Source organism: Chitinophaga filiformis (assembly GCF_023100805.1).
Lineage (GTDB): Bacteria > Bacteroidota > Bacteroidia > Chitinophagales > Chitinophagaceae > Chitinophaga > Chitinophaga filiformis_B.
On the sequence record NZ_CP095855.1, the window covers coordinates 197,782 to 221,515 of the forward strand.

Genomic DNA, 23,734 nt, shown 5'->3' on the forward strand with positions numbered 1-23,734 from the left:
AATGGTTAAAAAAATGAAATCGAAATTAATCAGATTGATAAATATGCCAGCAGGCATGCCGCAAATCGATGACTTCCTGCTCGAAGAGGATGAACTTCCATCGATTACTGATGGTCAGTTATTGTTAAAGCCATTATTTATTTCTGTCGACCCATACTTAAGAGTCGCCATGAGTGGTGGACATCCGCCTGCGTTAAATGTTGGAGATATTATTATTTCACGTGGTATTGCAGTAGTTGTGACTTCCGCTCATAAAGATTTCAAAAAGGGTGATCTGGTAATGGGATATATGGAATGGCGGGATCTTTTATTACGTGACGCTGATGATCTGGTTGTATTGGAAGATAAGAGTATGCCATTGAGTTCCTATCTGAGTGTATTAGGAGCTACTGGTTTGTCCGCTTACTTTGCGCTTAGTGAAATAGGTAAGCCGCAAAAAGGTGAAACGATCGTTATTTCGGGTGCGGCTGGTGCGGTAGGAAGCATCGCAGGTCAAATCGGTAAATTGTTTGGTTGTAAGGTCATAGGCATTGTAGGAAGCGATGAAAAAGCCGACTTTATAAAAACCGGGCTAAGGTTTGACGCTGCCATTAACTACAGGACCAGTACTGACATCGGTGCCGTCCTGGACAGGCTTTGTCCCAAAGGGATAGATGTATATTTCGATAATGTTGGCGGTAACATATCGGATGCTGTAATCAGTAAGATGAATGATTATGGGCGGATAGTGGTCTGTGGTACTATTGCTGATTACAATGATGAAAAGGAAGCTGTTGGGCCAAGATTGTTACCACTTGTGGTTTACAAAAAATTATTAATTCAAGGATTTCTCATCGGCGATTACAAAGAGCGTTTTAATGAAGGCCGGGCGCAGCTAAGACAATGGCTGATTGACGGAAATCTGAATTACAGAGAAACGATCGTGAAGGGCTTTGAGCAACTACCAGCGGCTTTTATAGGACTTTTCAGTGGCAAAAACGAAGGCAAGATGTTAGTTGAATTGTAATGGAAATAATTGCCCATAAGTAGCTTTACCCTAATGAAGATGCCTAATGAAGTCATTATACGAAATAGTCTCGTTCATATCAAAGTAGTTCGCGTAATGAAAGTTTCTACTCACCTTGAAAATTTCAGTTTTTCAAGGTGAGGGTCACCATTTCGCGAAAAATAATGATTTGCACTCGTACCAGCTACAATTAAAATACTTCACTCCATCCCCCAAACAAAAAAGCCTCCAGGTCTTTCGACTTGAAGGCTTTAAAGCTTGCGGTGAGAGAGGGATTCGAACCCTCGGTACAGTGTTACCCGTACGACGGTTTAGCAAACCGTTCCTTTCGGCCACTCAGGCATCTCACCGAATCAAATTTCCCCGTTAGGGGTTGCAAAAATAGGAATTATTTTATCTTATCCAAAAGTTTTTTGGAATAAGATTTGACCAATTTATTCGTTTACCTTCATAGAACCAATGCGATCAGACCTAAACAACTGTTAATGAAAACATTTACAGACGTAATAACCGATCCCATATACGTCAAACCTGAGGGGACGGACAATGCCTTCCAGAGATTTCTCAAATCCATGATCCGCGATGAGCGAGACCTGCCATTCCTTTATCTGACACTGGAACTCACATTAATATTATTGCCGCTGGCAATTATTTTATACCTGCCGGTACCAGGATGGTTGTGGTGGACTGCCGCAATTGCTTACCAGGTACTGAACAATTTCAGATATAAGGGTTCCTTCGGACTAATGCTGCATTGTACCAGTCACCGGGTATTCTTCAATAAGAAATATGGCTTCCTGAACCATTACCTCCCCTGGGTGATAGGACCGCTGTTTGGACAGACACCCGAAACTTACTACAGTCATCATATCGGCATGCACCATCCGGAGAACAATATGCCCGAAGATGAAAGCAGTACGATGGCCTACCAGCGCGATTCTTTCAGGGGATTCTGCAAATACCTGGCAAGCTTTGTATTTACCGGCATTGTTACCCTTTGCCAATATTTTATTCGCAAACACCGCCAGAAACTAATGGTCAGAGCTGCCAGGGGTGAACTGATCTTTTTCCTGGCCTGTATCGGGCTCTCCTTTATCAATTTCCCGGCTACCCTGACCGTGTTCATTATTCCTTTTATCATTTCCCGGATCATCATGATGGTGGGCAACTGGGCACAGCACGCTTTTATTGACGCCGGAGATCCTGCGAACGCCTATAAGAACAGTATTACCTGTATTAACACCAAATACAACCATAAATGCTGGAATGACGGTTACCACATCAGCCATCACATCAAACCCTCCATGCACTGGACGGAACATCCCCTCTTTTTCCGGAAAACACTGCCGGAGTATATTGCCAACGACGCCATCGTATTTGACGGTATCCACTTTCTGCACGTCTGGGTCTATCTGATGACAAAACGATACGACCTCCTGGCCAGGAATTTTGTGAATATTGGCAACAGGTTCAACAGCGACCAGGAAATTATCGCCTTCCTGAGGGCCCGTACTCAAAAAATAGACATCGCTACCGTCCCCATCAACAACGCTGTAGCCTGATAAATCGCCCCCTTTTTATTTATATGACACATAAATCTTATGAATATGCGTAATCATAAGAATAAGTGACTAAATTTGCGCTCTAACTTTCGATTTTAAAGTCAAAGCATTATGCGCACTGTTACGTTAAAAAGGGTTGTGGTTACCGGGCTGGGGGCCTTAACGCCTATCGGAAACGATGTAAACACATTCTGGAATAGTCTTAAATCTGGTACCGGTGGTGCTGGTCCTATTACCCGTTTCGATACTACGGAGTTTAAAACTAAGTTTGCTTGCGAACTGAAGGGTTTTGATATAGAGAAATTCATGGAAAAGAAGGAAGCCCGTAAAATGGACATGTTTACGCAATATGCCATGGTGGCTGCCCAGGAAGCTGTTGAACATGCAGGTCTTCACCTGGATGGTGTGGACAAAACCCAAATCGGTGTGATCTGGGCGTCCGGTAACGGTGGTATGCAGACCTTCGAAGACCAGATCGTTGAATTTGCCCAGGGCAATTTCATTCCTAAATTCAATCCTTTCTTTATTCCCAAGCTGATCTCCGATATCGCAGCTGGTCAGATCTCTATGAAATATGGTTTCATGGGTGTGAACTACTGTACTGTATCTGCCTGCGCTTCTTCCAGCAGTGCTCTGGTAGACGCTTTCAACTATATCCGCCTGGGTAAGGCCAACGCTATCGTGGCTGGTGGTTCTGAAGCACCTGTTACCCGTGCCGGTATCGCCGGTTTCAATGCGCTCAAGGCATTGTCTACCCGCAATGATGATCATGCTACCGCTTCCCGTCCTTTCGACGCTGACCGTGATGGTTTCGTAATGGGTGAAGGCGCTGGCGCTATCATCCTGGAAGAATATGAGCACGCTGTGAAAAGAGGCGCTACCATCTACGCAGAAATGGTAGGTGGCGCTATGACCGCTGACGCTTATCACCTCACCGCTACTCATCCGGAAGGCCTCGGCGCCCGTTTAGGTATGCAGAGAGCCCTGGAAGATGCTGACCTGAAACCTGAAGATGTAGACTATATCAATGCACACGCTACTTCTACCCCGCTGGGCGACGTTAGCGAGCTGAAAGGTATCACCGGCGTATTTGGTGATCACATTACCAAACTGAACATCAGCGCTACCAAATCCATGACCGGTCACCTCCTGGGTGCTGCCGGCGCTATTGAAGCGATTGCTTGTATCAAGGCTACCCAGTTCGACTTGGTGCCTCCTACCATCAACACCACTACATTGGGCGAAGGCATCCCTACCAACCTGAACCTGACCCTCGGTAAGGCACAGGAACGTACCGTAAATGTTGCCATGAGCAATACTTTCGGTTTCGGTGGTCATAATGCGATCGTAATATTCAAAAAATTCAAGGCTTAATACGCCCTGACTATATTAATAATGAAGAGCGGGTTACAAGGTAATCCGCTCTTTTTATGTCGCGCCCACTCCTGAATAAACATGTACGGTATGCTTCGGGCCAGCTACATGTAAGCCATAGATATAGCACCTTATCCCATAATCCCCAACCTGCCTCACCCCAATGCACAGCATTGTATCAATGATAATCAGCATGTTACTGTATAGCCACACTAAAATTTTTAGTAAACTCGTAATTATGCCGTAGTTTAGTAGTCTAAAATAGTCCGTGGTACATTTTTCGGATGCGCCACGGCTTTTTAAACCGATATGGCAAAGAAGAAAGAGAATGTAATAACGCCTGATCCGGCACCGGTCACGGCAGATGACCATATAGCAGTGTTTGGCGCCAGGTCACATAACCTGAAAAACCTGGACCTGCAGTTACCCAAGAATAAACTGGTAGTCATTACGGGCATCAGCGGAAGCGGAAAATCCTCCCTTGCGTTCGATACCATTTATGCTGAAGGCCAAAGGCGATACATGGAGAGTTTCTCCGCCTACGCCCGCCAGTTTATCGGCGATATGGAAAGACCTGATGTAGATAAGATCACCGGCCTTTCACCGGTTATCTCCATCGAACAGAAGACGACCAACAAAAACCCCCGTTCCACGGTGGGTACCATCACGGAGATCTATGACTTCCTCCGTCTCCTCTACGCACGTGTAGGCCTCGCCTATTCATATAATACCGGCAAACGCATGACCCGCTTCTCTGAAGAAGAGATCCTGGACCATATGTTCAAGAACTATCCGAAGAAAAAGCTGGTTATATTGGCGCCGCTGATCCGTGGCCGTAAGGGTCACTACCGCGAACTGTTCGAACAGCTCCGTAAACAGGGCTACCTCAAAGTACGTGTCAATGGCGAGATCCTTGATCTGAAGGAACGTATGCAGGTGGACCGTTACAAGATCCATGACATTGAACTGGTGGTAGACCGGATCCAGGTACAGGACGATGCCCGTACCCGCATCAGCCAGAGTGTGCAGAAAGCCCTCCAGATGGGCAAAGGCCTGCTCTTCGTCATGGACAACGACAGCGGAAAAGTAAGCCAGTACAGTAAACAACTGATGTGTGAGGATACCGGCCTTTCCTACGAAGAGCCATCGCCCAACACCTTCTCCTTTAACTCCCCTTACGGAGCCTGTCCCCGTTGTAAGGGCCTGGGTACCATTTACCAGATAGATATGGACGCAGTTATTCCTGATCCGTCCCTGTCTATCAATGATGGTGGGCTTGCGCCTCTCGGTGAGGCCCGCGATACCTTTACCTTCAAACAGGTACAGCAGCTGGCCCGCAAACATAAATTCTCCCTGACAGCACCCATCTCCGAACTGCCGCAGAAGACCATGAACCTCCTGCTGTTCGGCGACGAGAACGGTAAACTGGAAATGGATATGGAATTTGGCGACAGCGCTGAAGCAGCATACGCCAATGAATTTGAAGGGGTGATCAATACCGTACGCCGTTATTTCAACGATACCTCTTCCGATGCCGTACGTAACTGGGCAGAAAGCTTCATGAAGCTGCACACCTGCCCCGAATGTAATGGTACCCGCCTGAAAAAGGAGAGCCTCTTCTTTAAAGTGGATGAGAAGAATATCGCTGAACTGGGCAGTATGGACCTCGACAAGTTACAGGACTGGTTCAAAGACATCGAAAAACGCCTGGATAAAAAGCAGAACACCATCGCCAAAGATATTCTCAAAGAGATCCGCGAGCGCCTGGGATTCCTGCTCAATGTAGGCTTGAACTACCTCACCCTCTACCGCTCTACCCGCACATTGAGCGGCGGTGAGAGCCAGCGTATACGCCTGGCTACACAGATAGGCTCCCAGCTGATGGGCATCACCTACATCCTGGATGAGCCCAGCATCGGGCTTCACCAGCGGGATAATATGCAGTTGATCGATGCCCTCCGCAACCTGAAAGAGATGGGCAATACCGTGATCGTAGTGGAACATGACAAAGATATTATGCTCCACGCGGACTACCTGGTGGATATTGGTCCGGGCGCAGGTGTACACGGCGGACAGATCATCGCCCAGGGCGCACCTTCCCAAATCCTGAAACTGGACACACCTACCGCCGGTTATCTGAACGGCAAAAGGGTCGTACCGGTTCCTGCCGAACGCCGTAAAGGCAATGGCAAGGCCCTGGAACTAAAAGGCGCCACCGGCAATAACCTGAAGAACGTGAGCGTGAAATTCCCGCTCGGGGTATTCATCTGCGTTACAGGCGTATCCGGTAGCGGAAAGTCCACACTTATTAATGAAACGCTCTACCCTATCCTCAGTAAACATGCCTACGACTCCAACCTGGAGCCGATGCCTTACAAAAGCATCAAAGGACTGGAAGACATCGATAAGGTAATAGAAATAGATCAGTCCCCGATCGGACGTACTCCCAGGAGCAATCCCGCCACCTACTGCGGATTCTTCACCGACATCCGCCAGCTGTTCTCCCAGGTACCGGAAGCCAAGATCAGGGGTTACAATGCAGGCCGTTTCTCCTTCAATGTGAAAAGCGGACGCTGTGATGTTTGTGAAGGCGGCGGCATGCGCGTGATCGAAATGAACTTCCTCCCCGATGTATACGTACACTGCGAGAAATGTAACGGACGCCGCTACAACAGGGAAACACTCGAGATCCGGTATAAGGGAAAATCCATCTCCGATGTACTGGATATGACCGTAGATGAAGCCGTGGAATTTTTCCAGCCTGTCAACTACATCTACCGCAAGATCAAGACCCTCCAGGATGTGGGCTTAGGCTATATTACCCTGGGACAATCGGCGGTAACACTTTCCGGCGGGGAAGCCCAGCGTGTGAAACTGGCTACGGAATTGTCCAAGAAAGACACCGGCAAAACTATCTATATCCTGGATGAACCTACCACAGGTCTCCATTTCCAGGATATCCAGCTGCTCCTGAACGTGCTCAATAAACTGGTAGACCGGGGCAACACGGTGCTGGTCATTGAACACAACCTGGACGTTATCAAGATGGCCGATCATATTATAGACCTGGGACCTGAAGGAGGCGCCGGCGGAGGTACAATCCTCTGCAGCGGTACCCCGGAAGAAGTGGCCAACTGTAAAGACAGCCATACCGCCAGGTTCCTGAAGCTGGAACTGAAGAATTAACACAGGCGCACCCGATCTTTAGCACTCCGCAAAATGATATACATCCCTTTCCGCGGGTGATTAATTTCACCTGCGGAAAGCGGAACTTGTAAAGGGAACTCGTAATTTGCAGGCATGAAATACATTTCTGGGATTATAGCAATACTACTGCTGTCAGTATTTGCGGCCTGTGAAGATGAAACCAAAAGTTGTGACCAGACCCTGATCAGTGACCTGGGCATGAACTTTAAGAAGGACACATTGCAAGGCTTTTTAGTTAAAGACACCATCTGGCCCAAGGTAACTATGTATGCACTGGGAAAAGACTCGATCGTTAAAAAACAACCCAGATCGAGCGTGTTTATGTCATTAGACCCACTGGCAGACAGCAGCAGGTTTTACCTGAAACTGGACTCCACCATGATCCCCGACACCCTGACCTTCCGGTACAAAAGGAAACAGAACTTTGTGTCGCCAGGGTGTGGATTTGCCACCTTCTTCACCCTCGATACGGTGATCACCACCTATCATACCATCGACTCTTTACATATTAATAACAGGGAAGTAAACAGCACGAATGATACGCACATTTCTTTATTCTTTATCTATTAGTCTGGCCGGCCTGCTTACACAAGCTGTTCAGGCGCAGGTAAAACCTGCGGGAGATACCAGTATCAGGAAAACCGCTGCAGATACTTCCGCCAAAGCAACGCAACGCCCGGCCACTACTGCCCCTTCCGGGAAAGCAGTGGATACCTCCGGACCTAAAACCGCACAACGCCCGCAGGCAACAACGCCTACCTCAGGAAGAGCAGTGGACAGCACCGGACGCAAGACGGTACAACGTACGGCAGCCATTGCTCCTCCCAAAAAACCAGACTCTGTCTATTACGTTCCCGGCGGTCTGCGTCTGGGTATAGACATCAGCCGCTTTGCCCTGCACTTCTTCCAGCCCTACAGAACTGACGTAGCGGTACAGGCAGACCTGCGCCTCAACAAAAAGCTTTATGGCGCTTTCGAAGTCGGTTACAACCGAACCTCTCACAGCGATACCAACTATACCTATAAAGGCAATGGTGTATATGCTACTGCCGGTATAGATTATGATTTTCTGAAAAAGAAAGACCCTGCTGATAAGAACATGGTATATGGCGGCATTCATTATGGCTTTGCCCGTAACGGCTACGAAGCGCCGGCCTTCAATATCCACAATCAGTATTGGGAATCAGAGACACCCGGTTCATTCCCTAAAACAAATATGACCGCTCATTGGATCGAGCTGACATTTGGTATGAGAGTGGAAGCGCTCCCCAACTTCTTCCTGGGATGGGCAGTGCGTGAAAAGATCATGCTCTCCAACAATGCCATCGACGGATTTGATCCTATTATCATTCCGGGCTTTGGCAGCGGTTCCAAAAGTTCGCAGTTCGATATGACCTACACGGTATCTTATTACCTTCCCTTGTACAAGCTGAAGATCCGCGAATCCCGGGAACCGAAAAAGAAGAACGACTAAGCTTCCCGGATCATCTCTATATGCGGGATGTTGTCTTCCAGGTACATCTCACTGCTTTGTTTAAAGCCTAAAGAAGCGTAGAACTTCTCCAGGTATTGCTGTGCGCCTATTTTGATAGGTACCTTGCCGAACCGTTCTTCCACCACCGCAATGGAATGTTCCATCAGCTTTTTACCAATACCGGTTCTCCGCGCCCGGGGAGAGGTGACCACCCTTCCGATAGAGCACATGTCAAACTTGATACCCGGGCCAAATACACGGGTATAGGCTACCAGCTCGTTATTCAGTTCATCATCAAATCCCATGATATGCACAGCCAGCTGGTCTGCATTATCCATATCCTGGAAAACACAGTTCTGTTCTACCACAAATACCTCACTCCTGAGACGTAATAATGCGTATAATTCCTGTGTGGTTAACTCTTCAAATGTCTTGGTGATCCAGTGTATCATAAGATTGTTATTTATTGATTTTGAGCTTTCTCCTTGTTTGTTCCATACCCTGACAGGCAACCGATTATCCACCCAAGACCCGGCTTCGCTTCAATAATCCCACGTTGTCACAAACGATCCGGGGATTTACAAGCAACAATTTACCGCACATTACCATCCTTACCATTTCAGCCAATCCATCCTTATCATTCCCAAAGGCAACAAAGCTATAAACCTGGCAGGACCATCTTCTTAATCAACGATCGTGTATTACAGCAAATGTAATTAACAAAACACAACGGGCATCCTGCCGAATCCTGCTGTGTTTTGTTATTTGCATTTGCTATGGGGGTACCTCTTCGCTGGAGATTCGGTGCGACTGTCCTACCGATTCCTACCTATAGGCGCTATAGTCCTACATTTCACCCACTGTTCTATAGCGTTCGCTATAGAACAGTGCCTATAATGCTATAGCAGAGAGCCTGTAGGATATAGCCTCTACCGAATCTCCACCGAATCTCCACTGAATCTCGACCGGATCCCCGGTAGCCCGGGACTAGTATTTGAAGGGGCATTCATTAAGGTACAAATAGTGTTTCTCCCGTTATTTTACGTTCATCCTGCGTCATTGAACGTGAAACGGACATAGAAAAAGTATTATTATTAACTGATTATAAACATATTATATTCGAACCAGCTGACATTAAGGTCATATTGTAACAGTCGGGAGCTCAATCCAATGTTCCTCACCCTGATGAACGTATTTATAATACGATATGTCCCTTCAAATACCAAAATCCCACAATAAATAATAAATTAGCCGCGAATTTCGAGAAACAGAAGATTATGAGTACCCATGCCATTCCATTTCTATCACTGGAGCACATCACTGTTCGTTACCTAGATAAAACCCTTTTCACCGGCCTGGACTGGCATATCAATGCAGGAGAACAATGGGCGATAACCGGTCCCAGTGGCTCCGGCAAATCAGCCCTGCTCAATACAATAGCGGGCAAGTTCAACGTGATCAATGGCAATATACATCACCATTTCAGTGAAACTTACCGCCAGCAGCATACCATCACTGACCCATACTTCAGCTACCGGGACTTGCTGGCGCTGGTGGGACACCATCATGCGTTCAGGAACCGCTCCAATACCACCACAGATTTCTACTATCAGCAGCGCTTCAATAGTATGGACTCTTCAGATGCCCCAACCGTACGGGAATACCTGTACGGAGAGGCCGGCGGTACGCCGGAACAGACACCGATACTGGACCCGCTGAAGATCCCGGCTTTGATGGATAAAGAACTGATCAAACTTTCCAACGGGGAAACCCGCCGTGTGATGATTGCCAAATCATTGTTAAAAAAGCCGGTATTGCTCATGCTGGACAATCCATTCAGTGGTTTGGACGTTCAGACAAGAAAGCACTTCAGTGATATGGTGAACAGGATCATTGCCGGAGGTACTACCGTATTGCTGGTTACTTCCCCTACAGAAGTACCGGAAAATATTACCCACGTGCTGACACTTGATGAAGGCCATATAACAGGGAAGTACACACGGGATGAATACCTGAAGATCCCGCAACCGGTTACGACCCAGCGCTGGCAGGTAGATGAAGAAAAGATCCGGGCGATTGTGAAGAACACGCCTTCTCCATATGAGACCATCGTCAGGATGGAACATATAAAAGTGCAATATGGCGAACATTTGATCCTTGACGATGTTAACTGGATAGTAAAGCCTAATGAAAAATGGGCCTTACTCGGTCACAACGGTGCCGGAAAATCCACCCTGTTAAGCCTGATCAACGGCGATAATCCACAGGCCTACGCACAGGAGTTGTACCTCTTTGACCGGAAGAGAGGCAGCGGAGAAAGCATCTGGGATATTAAAAAGAAGATAGGCTTTGTATCACCCGAACTACACCAATACTTCCAGGCCGGCAGTAGCTGCCTGCAGGTAGTTGTATCAGGTTTCTTTGATATTATCGGCAGCAACCGCCAGGGCACTGCCGAACAACAGGAACACGCCGCTGCGTGGATGGATATACTGGACATTGCAACATATGCAAACCAGGCTTTTAAAGGAGTACCCGAAAGTATACAGCGACTAACCCTCCTGGCCCGCGCCCTGGTAAAAGAGCCCCCTTTACTCATTTTCGACGAGCCCTGCCAGGGATTGGATCAGCAGCAAAAGGAACATTTTAAACATGTCATTGATGTACTATGTGGTGTGATGGACCTGACCCTTATATTCGTTACACACTACCAGGAAGAGATCCCGGCAGCAGTTACCAATGTTCTGAAACTGGAGAAGGGAAGATCCATATAATAATATTATAATACATTTAGTTTACCTTTATATCTTAAACAGCATTTAAACCTCATGGGTCCCAAAAAACGCCTGGCGGTCGTCTCCGCCTTCGCTGTATGCCTGCTCATTACCTGCATTACAGCCTGTAAAAACACGAAAACAGTCATGAATCCCGCCCTGGCTAAATACATTGAAGCCTATACCGCCGGGGTTATTTCGAGGCAAAGTACAATCCGGGTACAACTGACCAGCAATGTGAATGTTACTCATACACAGAACGAACCTGTGGAAGAGGAGCTTTTCGATTTCAGCCCCAACGTCAAAGGAAAGGCATACTGGGTGGACGCTACCACGGTCGAGTTCCGGCCCGACGCCAATCTCGAACCGGGCAAGACCTACAAGGCTACCTTTAAGCTGGGCAAGGTCATGAAGGTGGAAAAAGACCTGAAGGAATTCGACTTCGAGTTCCGTGTTATCAAGCCATCTTATGCAATAGAAGAATATGGCCTGAAAGCGGCAGGCAGCAACATCCTGAACAAAATGACATTCTCAGGCGCTATCAGTACTGCTGATACCGAAGATCCCCAACAGATCGAGAAGGTTGTGAATGCCACTTATGATGGTAAAAAAATGGCTATCACCTGGCAACACAATGCGGCCGACAAAGTATCCACCTTCACTATAGAGAACCTGGTACGTGGGGAAAAAGGCACTGGCCCCCGTAAGCTGGAACTAAACTGGGACGGTAAACCTTTGAAAGTAGACCTCTCCGGCAAGAAGACAATCGAAGTACCTGCCATCTCCGACTTTAAAGTACTGGATGTACGTGCAGTGGCTGAAACAGAACAATACGTGCTTGTACAGTTCTCTGATCCTGTCAGTGTTGCACAGAGCCTGGATGGTCTTATTGGCATCAGCGGTGAAAGCGATCTGCGCTTCTCCATTGAAGGTAGTGAGGTAAAAGTTTTCGCTGCTAAAAGGCTGGAAGGGAACTATACCGTCGTAGTGAATGAAGGTATCCTGAATGTGGCCGATAGTAAACTGGAACAAAGCTTCTCTGCCAATATCATCTTCGAAAATACGCAACCTTCCGTGACCATTCCCGGCAAAGGTGTGATACTGCCGGAAAGCAATAAACTGGTGATGCCTTTTGAAGCGGTGAACCTCAGTGCTGTGGACGTGACCATCATCAAGATCTATGAGAATAATATACCGCAATATTTACAGCAGAATGGACTGGACGGTAGCGCGGAATTACGCCGTGTGGGACGTCCGGTAGTGGAAAAGACGATCCGCCTGGATACCGATAAATCGCTCAACCTCCACAAGCGCAACCGCTTCTTCCTGGATATGGAGAAACTGCTGCGTACGGAACCAGGCGCTATTTACCGGGTGACCATAGGTTTCCGCAAATCCTACTCCCTCCTGGGATGCTCTTCCACCGAAAGTGAGAATAATGCTAATACAAGCGAAGGAGAAAGTGATGAAGAATATTATGGTGGTTATTATGGCAATGAGAAAGTAGATGAAGACGACGATTTCTGGCGCCGTTATGATAACTACTATCCTTATGGCTATTCCTGGGATGAGCGTGACAATCCATGCACCAACTCTTACTACAATAAAGACAAATGGGCATCCCGCAACGTCTTTTCTTCCAACATAGGCCTTACCGCCAAAAGAGGAAATGACAACAGCATGCTGATTGCCGTAACCGATATCCGTGATACCAAACCGATGATCGGTGTCGAACTGGAACTGCTCGACTATCAGAACCAGGTCATCTTCAAAACTAAAAGTGACGGTGAAGGTCTCGCTACTTTCGATCTGAAACGTAAGCCTTATCTCCTCGTTGCTAAAAAAGACGATGAAAGAGGTTACCTGAAACTGGACGATGGCAACTCTCTGCCACTCGGCCGTTTCGATGTAAAAGGCGAAGAAGTGCAGAGTGGTATCAAAGGCTTCCTGTACGGTGAACGTGGCGTATGGCGCCCGGGTGATACCCTGTTCCTCACCTTCATCCTGGAAGATAAACAACAGAAACTGCCCCCTAATCACCCGGTAACACTGGAACTGTACAATCCTAAAGGACAATTGTACAGACAGCTTAACGGGCTGCAGTCAGTGAATGGTTTTTATCGCTTCACCACTGCCACCTCTCCGGATGATCTGACAGGTAACTGGACAGCCAAAGTAAAAGTAGGCGGTGCGGTATTTACCAAAAACCTGCGTATAGAGACCGTTAAGCCTAACAGGCTGAAAATAGACCTCAACTTCGGCAGGAACACTACGCTCTCCAAGACGTCTCCAACTGAAGGTACACTGAACGCCCGCTGGCTATTTGGCGCTACTGCCCAAAACCTGAAGGCGAAGGTGGATGTGTCGCTCACACAGCAGACTACCAGCTTTAAGAACTTCAAGGACTATCATTTCGATGACCCTATCACGCACTTCGAAGCTGAGAGCAAAACCATCTTTGAAAGCAGCCTGGGCGAGAATGGTACAGCGCCTGTAAAAGTAGATCTGCCATTGGGCAGTCTGGCTCCCGGTCAGCTGAAAGCCAGCTTCGAGATAAAAGTATTTGAGCCCGGTGGCGATTTTAGTATCGACCACTTCTCCATGCCTTATAATCCGTTTGCTTCCTATACCGGTGTCAAAATGCCGGAAGGCGATCGTATGACAGGTATGCTGCTCACAGATAAGGCGCATCCTGTCAGCATTGTGAATGTAGATGAAAACGGTAACCTGCTGAGCGGCAACCAGGAAGTACAGGTAGAACTGTACAAGATCCGCTGGCGCTGGTGGTGGGATGAGGACAGTGAAGACGAATTCAGCAACTTCACACAGAGCAGCTACAACCAGCTCCTGAAGAAAGAAACAATGACACTGCACGGTGGTAAAGGTACCTGGAACCTCCAGATAGCCTATCCAGACTGGGGACGTTACCTGGTGCGTGTAAAAGACCTGAAAAGCGGTCATACAAGTGGTCAGGCAGTATATATCGACTGGCCGGGATGGGCAGAAAGGGTGCAGAAAGAAAACCCAACCGAGGCATCTATGCTGGTATTTACTTCCGATAAAACCCAGTACAATGTAGGTGATGATATCACCCTCACTATCCCAAGCTCAGAAGGTGGCCGCGGATTGGTGAGCATAGAATCAGGCAGCAAGGTGTTGAAAACCTTCTGGATCGAAACACAGAAAGGTCAGACCGTTTACAAGTTCAAGGCAGAGAAGGAGATGGCGCCAAACATTTATGTGAACGTCAGCCTGCTGCAGAAACATGCCAATACCCTGAACGACCTGCCAATCCGTATGTATGGCGTGATCCCGCTCACCATCAATGATGCGAATACCGTATTACAACCGGTGATCACCATGCCTGACAAACTGGAACCGGAACAGAATGCCAGCATCACTATATCTGAAGCCAAAGGAAAAGAAATGACCTACACCATTGCCCTGGTGGATGAAGGCCTGCTGGACCTGACCCGTTTCAAAACACCTGACCCACACAGCGCTTTCTATGCACGTGAGGCCCTTGGTGTGAAGACATGGGACCTGTTTGATTATGTGATCGGCGCCTGGGGTGGCGATATAGAACGCATCCTGAGCATTGGCGGTGACGAAGGACTGAATAAAAATGCAGGCAATGCAAAAGCCAACCGCTTTAAGCCTGTTGTATTATACATGGGGCCATTCACGCTGAAAGGCGGCAAGCAGACCCATAACTTTAAACTGCCTCCGTATGTTGGTTCTGTGAAAGCAATGGTAGTTGCAGGTCAGGACGGCGCTTACGGTTCTGCTGAAAAAGTAGTGGCGGTGAAGAAACCGCTCATGTTGCTGACCACACTGCCACGTGTACTGGGACCATCAGAGACTATCCAGCTACCGGTAACTGTATTCGGACTGGAAAACAATATCCGTTCTGCAAAAGTTACACTGGCTACCAGTCCGCTACTGGAAGTAGTGGGCGAGCGTACCAAGACCGTTACTTTCCCACAGCCCGGTGAGCAGATCGTTTACTTTGATGTGCGTGTAAGACCACAGGTAGGCATCGCCAAAGTGAAAGTGACCGCTACCAGCGGCGCGGCTAAAGCAGAAGAAGAAACCCAGCTGGAAATACGTAATCCAAACCCGGTGATCACCACCGTCCAGGAAGCCACCCTTCAGGCCGGCCAGAGCTGGAGCACTACCTATAAGCCTGCGGGCATGGCGGGCACTAACACCGGCGTACTGGAAGTATCCACTATTCCTGCTTTGAACCTGGCGAAAAGATTGAACTACCTGATCCAGTATCCGCATGGATGTGTGGAACAAACCACTTCCAGTGTATTCCCTCAACTGGCGTTGAACCAGCTGATGGACCTGAAACAAAGTGAACTGGCGAATGTAGACCGTAATATCAAAGCCGGTATCAACCGCCTGAAAGGCTTCCAGGCTTCCGACGGCGGTATGAGCTACTGGCCTGGCGAGGGACAGTCGGACGAGTGGGGTACCAACTATGCCGGTCACTTCCTGCTGGAAGCCCAGGCCAAAGGTTATGAGCTGCCTGCCAGTATGCTGGACCAGTGGAAAAAATACCAGCGCAATAAAGCCGGTGCATGGGCTCCGTCCACTACCAATTTCTATGGCGGCGACCTGACACAGGCATATCGTCTGTACCTGCTGGCACTGGCAAAAGTGCCGGAATTAGGCGCCATGAACCGTCTGAAGGAATTCAAGTACCTGTCTAACGAAGCGAAATGGAGACTGGCAGCAGCCTATAAACTGGCTGGTCAGCCGGAACTGGCCAACAGCCTGGTGAGAACATTGCCTACAGATGTGAAGCCATACAATCAACTGGGCGGTACCTTCGGTTCCGACCTGCGTGATAAGGCGATGATACTGGAAACACTCACCATCCTGGGACAGCGTACACGTGCAAATGAGCTCTTAAAACAGATAGCGGCCAGTCTCGCACAGGATAGCTGGTATAGTACACAGACCACCGCTTATGCATTGATTGCCGTCGCCAAATATTGTGGTGTGAACAGCAGCGGCAATAAGATGAGCTTCAGCTATACAGTGAATGGCGCCAGCAACACTGTAAATGGCAGCTCTTATGTTGCACAGGTGCCTGTTACCTTCGCCAGCATGGCAGATGGTAGCGTAAGCATCCAGAACAAGGGACAAAATGTGCTGTATACCCGCCTTATTCTCCAGGGCCGTCCGGATGCCGGTCAGGAGCCTAATGTGCCTAACAATCCTGATGTGCTGGATATCCAGGTAAAATACAGCACCCGCGACGGTAAAGCCCTTGATCCGGCTTCCCTGCGTCAGGGAGCAGACTTCCTGGCAACTGTTACCATCCGCAACCCGGGTAAACGTGGTTATTATGAACAAATGGCGCTGACGGAGGTATTCCCGAGTGGATGGGAGATCATCAACACCCGTCTGATGGACAATGACAGCAGCTTCCGTTCATCGCCATATACCTACAAGGATATCCGCGATGACAGGGTATACACTTACTTCAATATCGAGGAAAATAAAACACGCACCTACAACGTCCTGCTGAACGCGGCCTACCTTGGCCGTTATTATCTGCCGGCCGTATCCTGTGAGGCAATGTATGACAACACCATACATGCGTTCCTGCCGGGTAAGTGGGTAGAAGTGACAAAATAAGGTTCTTCTTAACTGGCTGCCGTTTAGTGAAGCAAGAGGGAATACTCCTGATTGCTTTGCTAAACGGCAGTCTTTTTTAGGCATTACCACCGTACAACAAACATTGCCCTCCTGTATTTTATTCCCGATTCTTATTCCTAATTTTACTTCATGTGGTTCCGAAAACGAAAATGGTGGCTTCTTGCTGCAGCCCTGCTCCTTATCCTTTACATCTTCTCTATACCTTCCCGTCTCTTCACTACGCCTACCTCTTTCGTGATTGAAGACAGTAACGGAGAACTGCTAAGCGCTACCATTGCTACTGACGGACAATGGCGTTTTCCGGCAGACAAACAGGTACCCGACAAATTTGCCAAATGCATTGTTGCCTATGAAGACAAACGTTTCTATCACCACTGGGGGGTAGATATACTGGCGCTGGGCCGGGCTATCAGGCAAAACATCAGCAGGAAAAAAGTTGTCAGCGGTGGCAGTACGCTTACCATGCAGGTGATCAGGTTATCGCGCAACCGGCAGCGGACCCTTATGCAAAAGTTGATAGAAGCGGTGATGGCCACCCGGCTGGAGTTCTCTTATTCCAAGAAGAGCATTTTATCATTATACGCAGGCAATGCGCCTTTCGGAGGGAACGTGGTTGGGCTGGAAGCCGCTTCCTGGCGGTATTACGGCCGTAGCGCCACACAGCTGTCCTGGGGAGAAACAGCCGCACTGGCGGTATTGCCGAATAGTCCGGCACTCGTACACCCGGGTCGTAACCGGCAGATATTACTACAAAAACGCAATCAGCTGCTGGATAAGCTGCAGCAGAACAATACCATTGACAGCGTAACCTGCCAGCTGGCCAAGCTGGAGCCGCTGCCCGATCAGCCGAAAGCATTACCACAGGATGCCCCGCATTTATTGGACAAGTTCAGGAAAGACTACCTGGCTCAAAAAGACAATAAAGCCGTTACACGCGTCAGGACAACGCTGGAAGCATCATTGCAAAGGAATGTCAGCAGTATCGTAGAGCGCTATCATAATGTTTACAAAGCGAACGGTATCAACAATGCAGCTGCTATTGTACTGGATGTGGAAACCGGTAATACGCTGGCTTATGTAGGCAATGTATTTCATCCGGAAGATCCTGAAACGGAAAGCCATGTAGATATTATACAGGCGCCCCGCAGCCCGGGCAGTACCTTGAAACCATTCTTATATGCAGCCATGCTGAATGATGGATTGATTTTACCGCATTCCCTGGTGGCAGACATTCCTACACAGATAGCAGGATACACACCACAGAACTTTGACCTGGGATATGATGGAGCGGTGCCTGCCAGTAAAGCGCTTGCACGTTCGCTCAATATTCCTGCGGTCAGGATGTTACAGCAATACCGCTATGAAAGGCTGCATGCATTGCTGAAACAAATGGGAATGACAACATTGACCCAACCAGCAGACCACTACGGCCTTTCGCTGATCCTCGGTGGCGGAGAGGCTACCCTGTGGGAGCTGTCGGGCATGTACGCCAGCATGGCGCGCACCCTGCTGCACCTGGATCAGTACAAGGGGAAATATGACGCAGATGATATCCATCCGCCAAATTATATACAGGGAGCTAAACTGGTATCAAAACATTCACCATCCACCAGTGGCGTACTGGATGCGGGCGCCATCTGGTATACTTTTCAGGCGATGGAAGAGGTAATGCGCCCTGGTGAGGAATTGCTCTGGCAGCAGTTCTCATCTTCACAACGTATTGCATGGAAAACAGGCACCAGCTTCGGTTTCAGGGACGGTTGGGCCATTGGTGTTACGCCACAGTATGTAGTAGGCATATGGGTAGGCAATGCAGATGGTGAGGGCAGACCAGGGCTGATAGGTGTATCTACAGCGGCGCCGGTACTCTTTGACGTGTTTCGTTTACTACAGACCGGCAGCTGGTTTAACGCGCCTTATAGCAAACTGCAGAAGATAGAAGTTTGCCGGCAGAGCGGTTACAGGACCAGCGATCTTTGTCCGGAAAAAGATTCCATTGCAGTACCAGTCAGCGGACTACGCTCAGGCGTATGTCCCTATCATCAACTGGTGCATCTGGATCATACCGGAACGTGGCGTGTTACAGCAGATTGTGAACCACCCTCGCAAATGCAGCATGTGCCATGGTTTGTACTACCCCCGGCAATGGAATTCTACTATCGTTCGAAACACAATTATCTGCCACTGCCTCCATACAAAGCAGCTTGCCTGGCCACGCTCAGTACCGGCAAAGCGCCTATGGAGCTGATCTATCCAAGGCCTAATGCGCGTATCTATGTACCTGTTGAAATAGATGGTACGCCCGGAGAGGCCGTATTCACAGCAACGCACCGCAATACGACGGAGAAGATCTTCTGGCACCTGGATAACAATTATATAGGTACCACACAGGAAATCCATCAGTTAGCACTGCATCCTTCTGCGGGTAAACATACCATCACACTGGTTGATGAGCAGGGAGAGCAGATACATATATCGTTTGAGATATTGGCCAGGAAGAACGAAGATCAGTAACCGTACTTCTCCTTCCATAAGCTGCGCAGGTGTTTTCTCATTTCATCCTCACGCGCATTCCTGCCCGGATCATAGAGCTTCATGCCTTTGATACTGTCCGGCAGGTATTCCTGCGGGGAGAAGTTGTTATCGTAGTCATGAGAGTATTCATATCCCTTATGATACCCCATGTCCTTCATCATCTTCGTTGGCGCATTGCGTATATGCATAGGCACCGGCAGATCGCCGGTTTGCGACACCACAGATATGGCATTATTGATAGCCATATATGCAGCATTGCTCTTCGGGGAAGAGGCCAGGTAAGTAGTGCATTGGGAGAGGATGATCCGTGCTTCCGGATAGCCGATCATCGTTACCGCCTGAAAGCAGCTCGTAGCCAGGAGTAATGCGTTGGGATTGGCATTACCTATATCCTCAGACGCCAGTATCACAAGGCGGCGCGCAATGAACTTCACGTCCTCACCACCTTCTATCATCCTCGCCAGGTAGTAGACAGCTGCATTTGGATCGCTTCCACGAACAGATTTGATAAATGCAGAGATGATATCATAATGTTGTTCCCCTGTCTTGTCGTAGATCGTTACACGCTGCTGTGCTATATCCATCACCTTCTGATCGGTAATGACAATGGGCATTTCATTTTGCAGGGTATTTACCACCAGTTCAAACAGGTTAAGCAACTTACGGGCATCGCCACCGGAGATATTAAACAGGGCAGTGGTCTCCTTTAGTTCTATCTGTTTGCTGCCCAGCCATTCATCCTGTTTCATGGCCTGGTGCAACAGCTGTAATAACTCGGTTTCACTAAGTGGTTTGAGTACATATACCTGGCTGCGGGACAACAAAGCGGAATTGACTTCGAAGGAAGGATTCTCGGTAGTGGCGCCTATCAGCGTAATGATACCTTTTTCAACAGCGCCCAGCAGGGCATCCTGTTGGGACTTATTAAAGCGGTGTATCTCATCAATGAACAATACGGCATACCCCTGTTTACGGGCTATCTCGATCACTTCGCGTACTTCTTTTACACCGGCAGAAATAGCACTGAGTGTATAAAAGGGCACATCCAGTGTATGTGCAATAATGTTGGCAATAGTGGTCTTACCTACGCCCGGAGGCCCCCACAGGATCATTGACGGGATCTTTCCCTGCCGCAGGGCAGTACGTAAGATGCTGTCCTTGCCGGTCAGGTGTTCCTGTCCCACCAGCTCGTCCAGTGTCTCCGGTCTTATTCGCTCGGCTAATGGTTCCATTATACAGTGATATTAAGTGTTTTGGATGCCAGGGTTATCAGGCATCCAGGTCAAGATCAATATGTTTATCGTCTTCCTGTTTTTTCTTCCATTGCTGCAGGAAGGACAAGGATAACAAAGCATTCACTATGATAGAGCTGCCATAAAGGAAAAGGAAGATCTGCATGGCAGTTATTATTTTCCCCATCAAACCTTTCATGGAATCCAGCTGTCGTAGCTGTTCATCGGTCATCTGGTTGGCCACTTCTTTCAGATACAGGTCTTTGTAAGCAAAAATGGCAATAGCGCCTATCAGCATAAAAGCACCCACCAGTATTGAGTAACCACCCATAATGCGGATACCGCCAGGCGTATTCTCTTTCAGCGTAAAACCGGGTTCCTGCAGGCTCCTTTGCAGGTAAGCCGACAAGATGGCGTGGATAAAGACCCCACCGAACATAACAATGGAGACCAGGCCCTGGCCAAATGCCCCCATTAGCATGGACGTGAGATTCAGCAGCAGAAAGAATCCCGTGATGAACAAGTTAATCCCTGTCAACGCCTTAAACAATTTAAATCTAAAAGTCATGTATTCCATTTTTACAGATTACAAACCTACTAAACAACCAGCAAACCACCCAGTATACTACTGCCCTTCCCGCCGTCTATAAAAAAGCGACACTTCTGCATGCAATGTTTTAGTTATATTGAGCTACTAAACCTGTTTACATATGAAGAGCACATACGCTTTACATCTTCCATTGCTGGCAGCTGTATCCCTTATGGCCGCCTGTAACAACAACACCACAAAACAAACACAGGCAGGACCAGACACAACCAAAGTCCCCGCGTTCGAAGTAAGTTCAATTGATTCAACCGCAAAGCCTTGCGATGATTTTGACCAGTTTGTAAATGGCAACTGGAAGAAGAACAATCCTATACCTTCAACAGAAAGCCGCTGGGGTGCTTTCAATGTACTTGATAAGGAAAATAAAGAAGTACGGTTAAAAGGTATCATTCTTGCCCTGGCAGAGCAAAAAGACCTGAAGAAAGGGACAGAAGAGCAGCAGATCTCTGATTTTTACCGCTCATTCCTGGATACTGCCACTATCGAAAAACTGGGTATAAGTCCGCTGCAGCCTTACCTTGATAAGATCAACGGCATCCAGAACCTTTCCGACTTTGCAAAAGTATCCGGCGAACTGGAAATGCTCGGTATTCCCGGCGTTGTAAACTTTGGCATTGATGCGGATGGTCGTAACAGTAAGATGAATGCCGTGTACCAGGTACAGGATGGCCTGAGTCTTGGTGAAAGAAGCTATTATGAAAGGCCTGACTCCAGCACAGCAGAAGTGCGTAAAGAGTTTGTGAACCACATTAACAAGCAATTCTCACAGGCAGGTTTCAAAGATGCCGATCCGGGCAAGACTATCCTTGACTTTGAAACCAAAGTAGCCAAGCTGCAGCTCACCAATGTAGAATTGCGTGATCCTGTTGCTACCTACAACAAAGCACATTACAGCGAATTAAAGAAACTGGCCCCTGAATTTGACTGGGATGTGTTTACAGGTGCACAGGGTATCAAAACCGATACGTTGATCCTTCAGAACAAACCGTATCTGAAAAATGTATCTGCACTCTTAAAGAGCACTTCCCCGGAAACACTCAAGACCTGGCTGCGCTGGCAGGTATTATCGCATTTTGCCAGCTATCTGCCTAAACCGATAGATGACGAGAATTTCCACTTCTTTGCGACTGTAATGCGCGGCGCCAAACAACAGCGTCCCCGCCTGGAACGCGCTATCCGTGCTACTGATGGTATCATGGGTATGCCGCTGGGAAAAGTATTTGCCAAGAAATATTTCCCTGAAAGCTCCAAACAGAAGGTATCTGAAATGATCGAGAACGTACGTGCCGTATATGGACAGCGTATCGACAGCCTGACCTGGATGAGCGCTGCCACCAAAGAGATGGCCCACAAGAAACTGGCATCCTTCACATACAAGATCGGTTATCCTGACAAATGGAAGGATTATTCCACTATCGATATCAAACCAGGTACCCTGATCGAGAACCTCGTTTCGGCCGCCCATTATGGTCATAAAGAAGCGCTCGATAAGATCGGTAAACCCGTAGATAAAAGCGAATGGGGCATGACGCCTCAGACGGTAAATGCATATTACAACCCGCTGAACAACGAAGTGGTATTCCCTGCCGGTATTCTCCAGCCTCCTTTCTTCAATGCTGATGCAGACGATGCCATTAACTATGGGGGCATCATCGCGGTGATCGGTCACGAGTTCACCCATGGTTTTGATGACCAGGGGTCTCAGTACGATGCTGACGGTAACCTGAAGAACTGGTGGACAGATGCCGACCGTAAAAACTTCATGGCGCTGGCCAAACGTTATATCGACTATTTCAGCAGCATTGAGGTACAGAAAGGTTTCTATATCAACGGCGCACTGACCATCGGTGAAAATATTGCTGACCTGGGTGGTCTGACCCTCGCCTACAGTGCACTGGAGAAATCCCTGAAAGGCAAACCTGAGCCGGCCCTGATTGACGGCTTTAACTGGAAACAGCGTTTCTTCCTGGGATGGGCGCAGGTATGGCATGCCAACACTACAGAAGCTGCTCTGCGTAACCAGATACAGACAGATCCGCATTCTCCGGCCAGGGACCGCATCAACGGCCCTCTGCCTCACCTGAAAGCTTTTGCTGATGCCTGGGGTTGCACCGGCGGCAGCAAAATGTGCCTGCCTGACGACAAACGTGTCGTGATCTGGTAATCTATTTTACTTAAAATAACAACGGGGGGCCCGGGTAGATCCGGGTCCCCCGTTGTTATTTTAAGTAACGCCACTGCATTTACCGCAAACCGGTCATCAATCTCCGGGATTTGTACAATATTTTCT

The 23,734-nt window shown here is 48.3% G+C and carries 13 protein-coding genes and 1 tRNA gene; 10 read left to right on the forward strand and 4 right to left on the reverse strand.

Annotated features, from left to right (window positions below):
* The first annotated feature begins 13 nt into the window (after positions 1-13).
* Positions 14-1,006 carry an NADP-dependent oxidoreductase gene (locus tag MYF79_RS00865; RefSeq protein ID WP_247812105.1) on the forward strand — a complete coding sequence of 331 codons (993 nt, stop codon included), beginning with the start codon at positions 14-16 and terminating at the stop codon, positions 1,004-1,006.
* Positions 1,007-1,267: 261 nt separating this feature from the next.
* Here MYF79_RS00865 and MYF79_RS00870 read toward each other — a convergent pair.
* Positions 1,268-1,356 (reverse strand) — tRNA-Ser (locus MYF79_RS00870).
* A 135-nt stretch (positions 1,357-1,491) separates the two neighbouring features.
* On the opposite strand from MYF79_RS00870, the gene MYF79_RS00875 reads away from it, so the two are divergent.
* The 5 genes from MYF79_RS00875 to MYF79_RS00895 all read left to right on the forward strand — a co-directional run bounded on the left by MYF79_RS00875 (position 1,492) and on the right by MYF79_RS00895 (position 8,623).
* On the forward strand, positions 1,492-2,568 hold the full coding sequence (locus tag MYF79_RS00875; RefSeq protein ID WP_247812106.1) for a fatty acid desaturase family protein: 1,077 nt from the start codon (positions 1,492-1,494) through the stop codon (positions 2,566-2,568).
* Between the two features lie 111 nt (positions 2,569-2,679).
* Positions 2,680-3,942, forward strand: a complete 1,263-nt coding sequence (fabF, locus tag MYF79_RS00880) for a beta-ketoacyl-ACP synthase II (RefSeq protein ID WP_247812107.1) — start codon at positions 2,680-2,682, stop codon at positions 3,940-3,942.
* Between the two features lie 309 nt (positions 3,943-4,251).
* Entirely contained in the window at positions 4,252-7,128 is a 2,877-nt protein-coding gene (gene uvrA, locus MYF79_RS00885; RefSeq protein ID WP_247812108.1) for an excinuclease ABC subunit UvrA, read from the forward strand.
* A gap of 114 nt (positions 7,129-7,242) precedes the next feature.
* Positions 7,243-7,719, forward strand: a complete 477-nt coding sequence (locus MYF79_RS00890) for a DUF6452 family protein (RefSeq protein ID WP_247812109.1) — start codon at positions 7,243-7,245, stop codon at positions 7,717-7,719.
* Positions 7,685-8,623: a DUF6048 family protein gene (locus MYF79_RS00895; RefSeq protein WP_247812110.1), complete on the forward strand. Its 939-nt coding sequence runs from the start codon at positions 7,685-7,687 to the stop codon at positions 8,621-8,623. The genes MYF79_RS00890 and MYF79_RS00895 overlap by 35 nt, the downstream gene beginning before the upstream one ends.
* Here the strand turns inward: MYF79_RS00895 and MYF79_RS00900 are convergent.
* Positions 8,620-9,075 carry a GNAT family N-acetyltransferase gene (locus tag MYF79_RS00900; protein WP_247812111.1) on the reverse strand — a complete coding sequence of 152 codons (456 nt, stop codon included), beginning with the start codon at positions 9,073-9,075 and terminating at the stop codon, positions 8,620-8,622. The two genes, MYF79_RS00895 and MYF79_RS00900, sit on opposite strands and share 4 nt — an antisense overlap.
* A gap of 825 nt (positions 9,076-9,900) precedes the next feature.
* Between MYF79_RS00900 and MYF79_RS00905 the strand changes: the two genes are divergently transcribed.
* The 3 genes from MYF79_RS00905 to pbpC all read left to right on the forward strand — a co-directional run bounded on the left by MYF79_RS00905 (position 9,901) and on the right by pbpC (position 19,584).
* Positions 9,901-11,397, forward strand: a complete 1,497-nt coding sequence (locus tag MYF79_RS00905; protein ID WP_247812112.1) for an ATP-binding cassette domain-containing protein — start codon at positions 9,901-9,903, stop codon at positions 11,395-11,397.
* Between the two features lie 54 nt (positions 11,398-11,451).
* On the forward strand, positions 11,452-17,049 hold the full coding sequence (locus MYF79_RS00910; RefSeq protein ID WP_247812113.1) for an alpha-2-macroglobulin family protein: 5,598 nt from the start codon (positions 11,452-11,454) through the stop codon (positions 17,047-17,049).
* A 150-nt stretch (positions 17,050-17,199) separates the two neighbouring features.
* Positions 17,200-19,584: a penicillin-binding protein 1C gene (gene pbpC / locus MYF79_RS00915; protein ID WP_247812114.1), complete on the forward strand. Its 2,385-nt coding sequence runs from the start codon at positions 17,200-17,202 to the stop codon at positions 19,582-19,584.
* Here pbpC and MYF79_RS00920 read toward each other — a convergent pair.
* Both MYF79_RS00920 and MYF79_RS00925 read right to left on the reverse strand, forming a co-directional pair.
* The gene (locus tag MYF79_RS00920; protein WP_247812115.1) at positions 19,578-20,837 is read right to left on the reverse strand and encodes a replication-associated recombination protein A; all 1,260 of its coding nucleotides are present in this window, start codon (positions 20,835-20,837) and stop codon (positions 19,578-19,580) included. The genes pbpC and MYF79_RS00920 overlap by 7 nt on opposite strands.
* A gap of 37 nt (positions 20,838-20,874) precedes the next feature.
* A complete protein-coding gene (locus MYF79_RS00925; protein WP_247812116.1) occupies positions 20,875-21,405 on the reverse strand; it encodes a hypothetical protein in 531 nt (176 codons plus the stop codon).
* Between the two features lie 142 nt (positions 21,406-21,547).
* Here MYF79_RS00925 and MYF79_RS00930 point away from each other — a divergent pair, with 142 nt between their 5' ends.
* Complete coding sequence (locus MYF79_RS00930) at positions 21,548-23,608, forward strand: M13 family metallopeptidase (protein WP_247812117.1); 2,061 nt, start codon at positions 21,548-21,550, stop codon at positions 23,606-23,608.
* The last annotated feature ends 126 nt before the right edge of the window (positions 23,609-23,734 follow it).

Excerpts from the sequence above, each read along its gene's own strand:
- MYF79_RS00865 (WP_247812105.1), top strand. The coding sequence starts at position 14 with ATGAAATCGAAATTAATCAGATTGATAAATATGCCAGCAGGCATGCCG.
- MYF79_RS00875 (WP_247812106.1), top strand. The coding sequence starts at position 1,492 with ATGAAAACATTTACAGACGTAATAACCGATCCCATATACGTCAAACCT.
- fabF (WP_247812107.1), top strand. The coding sequence starts at position 2,680 with ATGCGCACTGTTACGTTAAAAAGGGTTGTGGTTACCGGGCTGGGGGCC.
- uvrA (WP_247812108.1), top strand. The coding sequence starts at position 4,252 with ATGGCAAAGAAGAAAGAGAATGTAATAACGCCTGATCCGGCACCGGTC.
- MYF79_RS00890 (WP_247812109.1), top strand. The coding sequence starts at position 7,243 with ATGAAATACATTTCTGGGATTATAGCAATACTACTGCTGTCAGTATTT.
- MYF79_RS00895 (WP_247812110.1), top strand. The coding sequence starts at position 7,685 with ATGATACGCACATTTCTTTATTCTTTATCTATTAGTCTGGCCGGCCTG.
- MYF79_RS00900 (WP_247812111.1), bottom strand. The coding sequence starts at position 9,075 with ATGATACACTGGATCACCAAGACATTTGAAGAGTTAACCACACAGGAA.
- MYF79_RS00905 (WP_247812112.1), top strand. The coding sequence starts at position 9,901 with ATGAGTACCCATGCCATTCCATTTCTATCACTGGAGCACATCACTGTT.
- MYF79_RS00910 (WP_247812113.1), top strand. The coding sequence starts at position 11,452 with ATGGGTCCCAAAAAACGCCTGGCGGTCGTCTCCGCCTTCGCTGTATGC.
- pbpC (WP_247812114.1), top strand. The coding sequence starts at position 17,200 with ATGTGGTTCCGAAAACGAAAATGGTGGCTTCTTGCTGCAGCCCTGCTC.
- MYF79_RS00920 (WP_247812115.1), bottom strand. The coding sequence starts at position 20,837 with ATGGAACCATTAGCCGAGCGAATAAGACCGGAGACACTGGACGAGCTG.
- MYF79_RS00925 (WP_247812116.1), bottom strand. The coding sequence starts at position 21,405 with ATGACTTTTAGATTTAAATTGTTTAAGGCGTTGACAGGGATTAACTTG.
- MYF79_RS00930 (WP_247812117.1), top strand. The coding sequence starts at position 21,548 with ATGAAGAGCACATACGCTTTACATCTTCCATTGCTGGCAGCTGTATCC.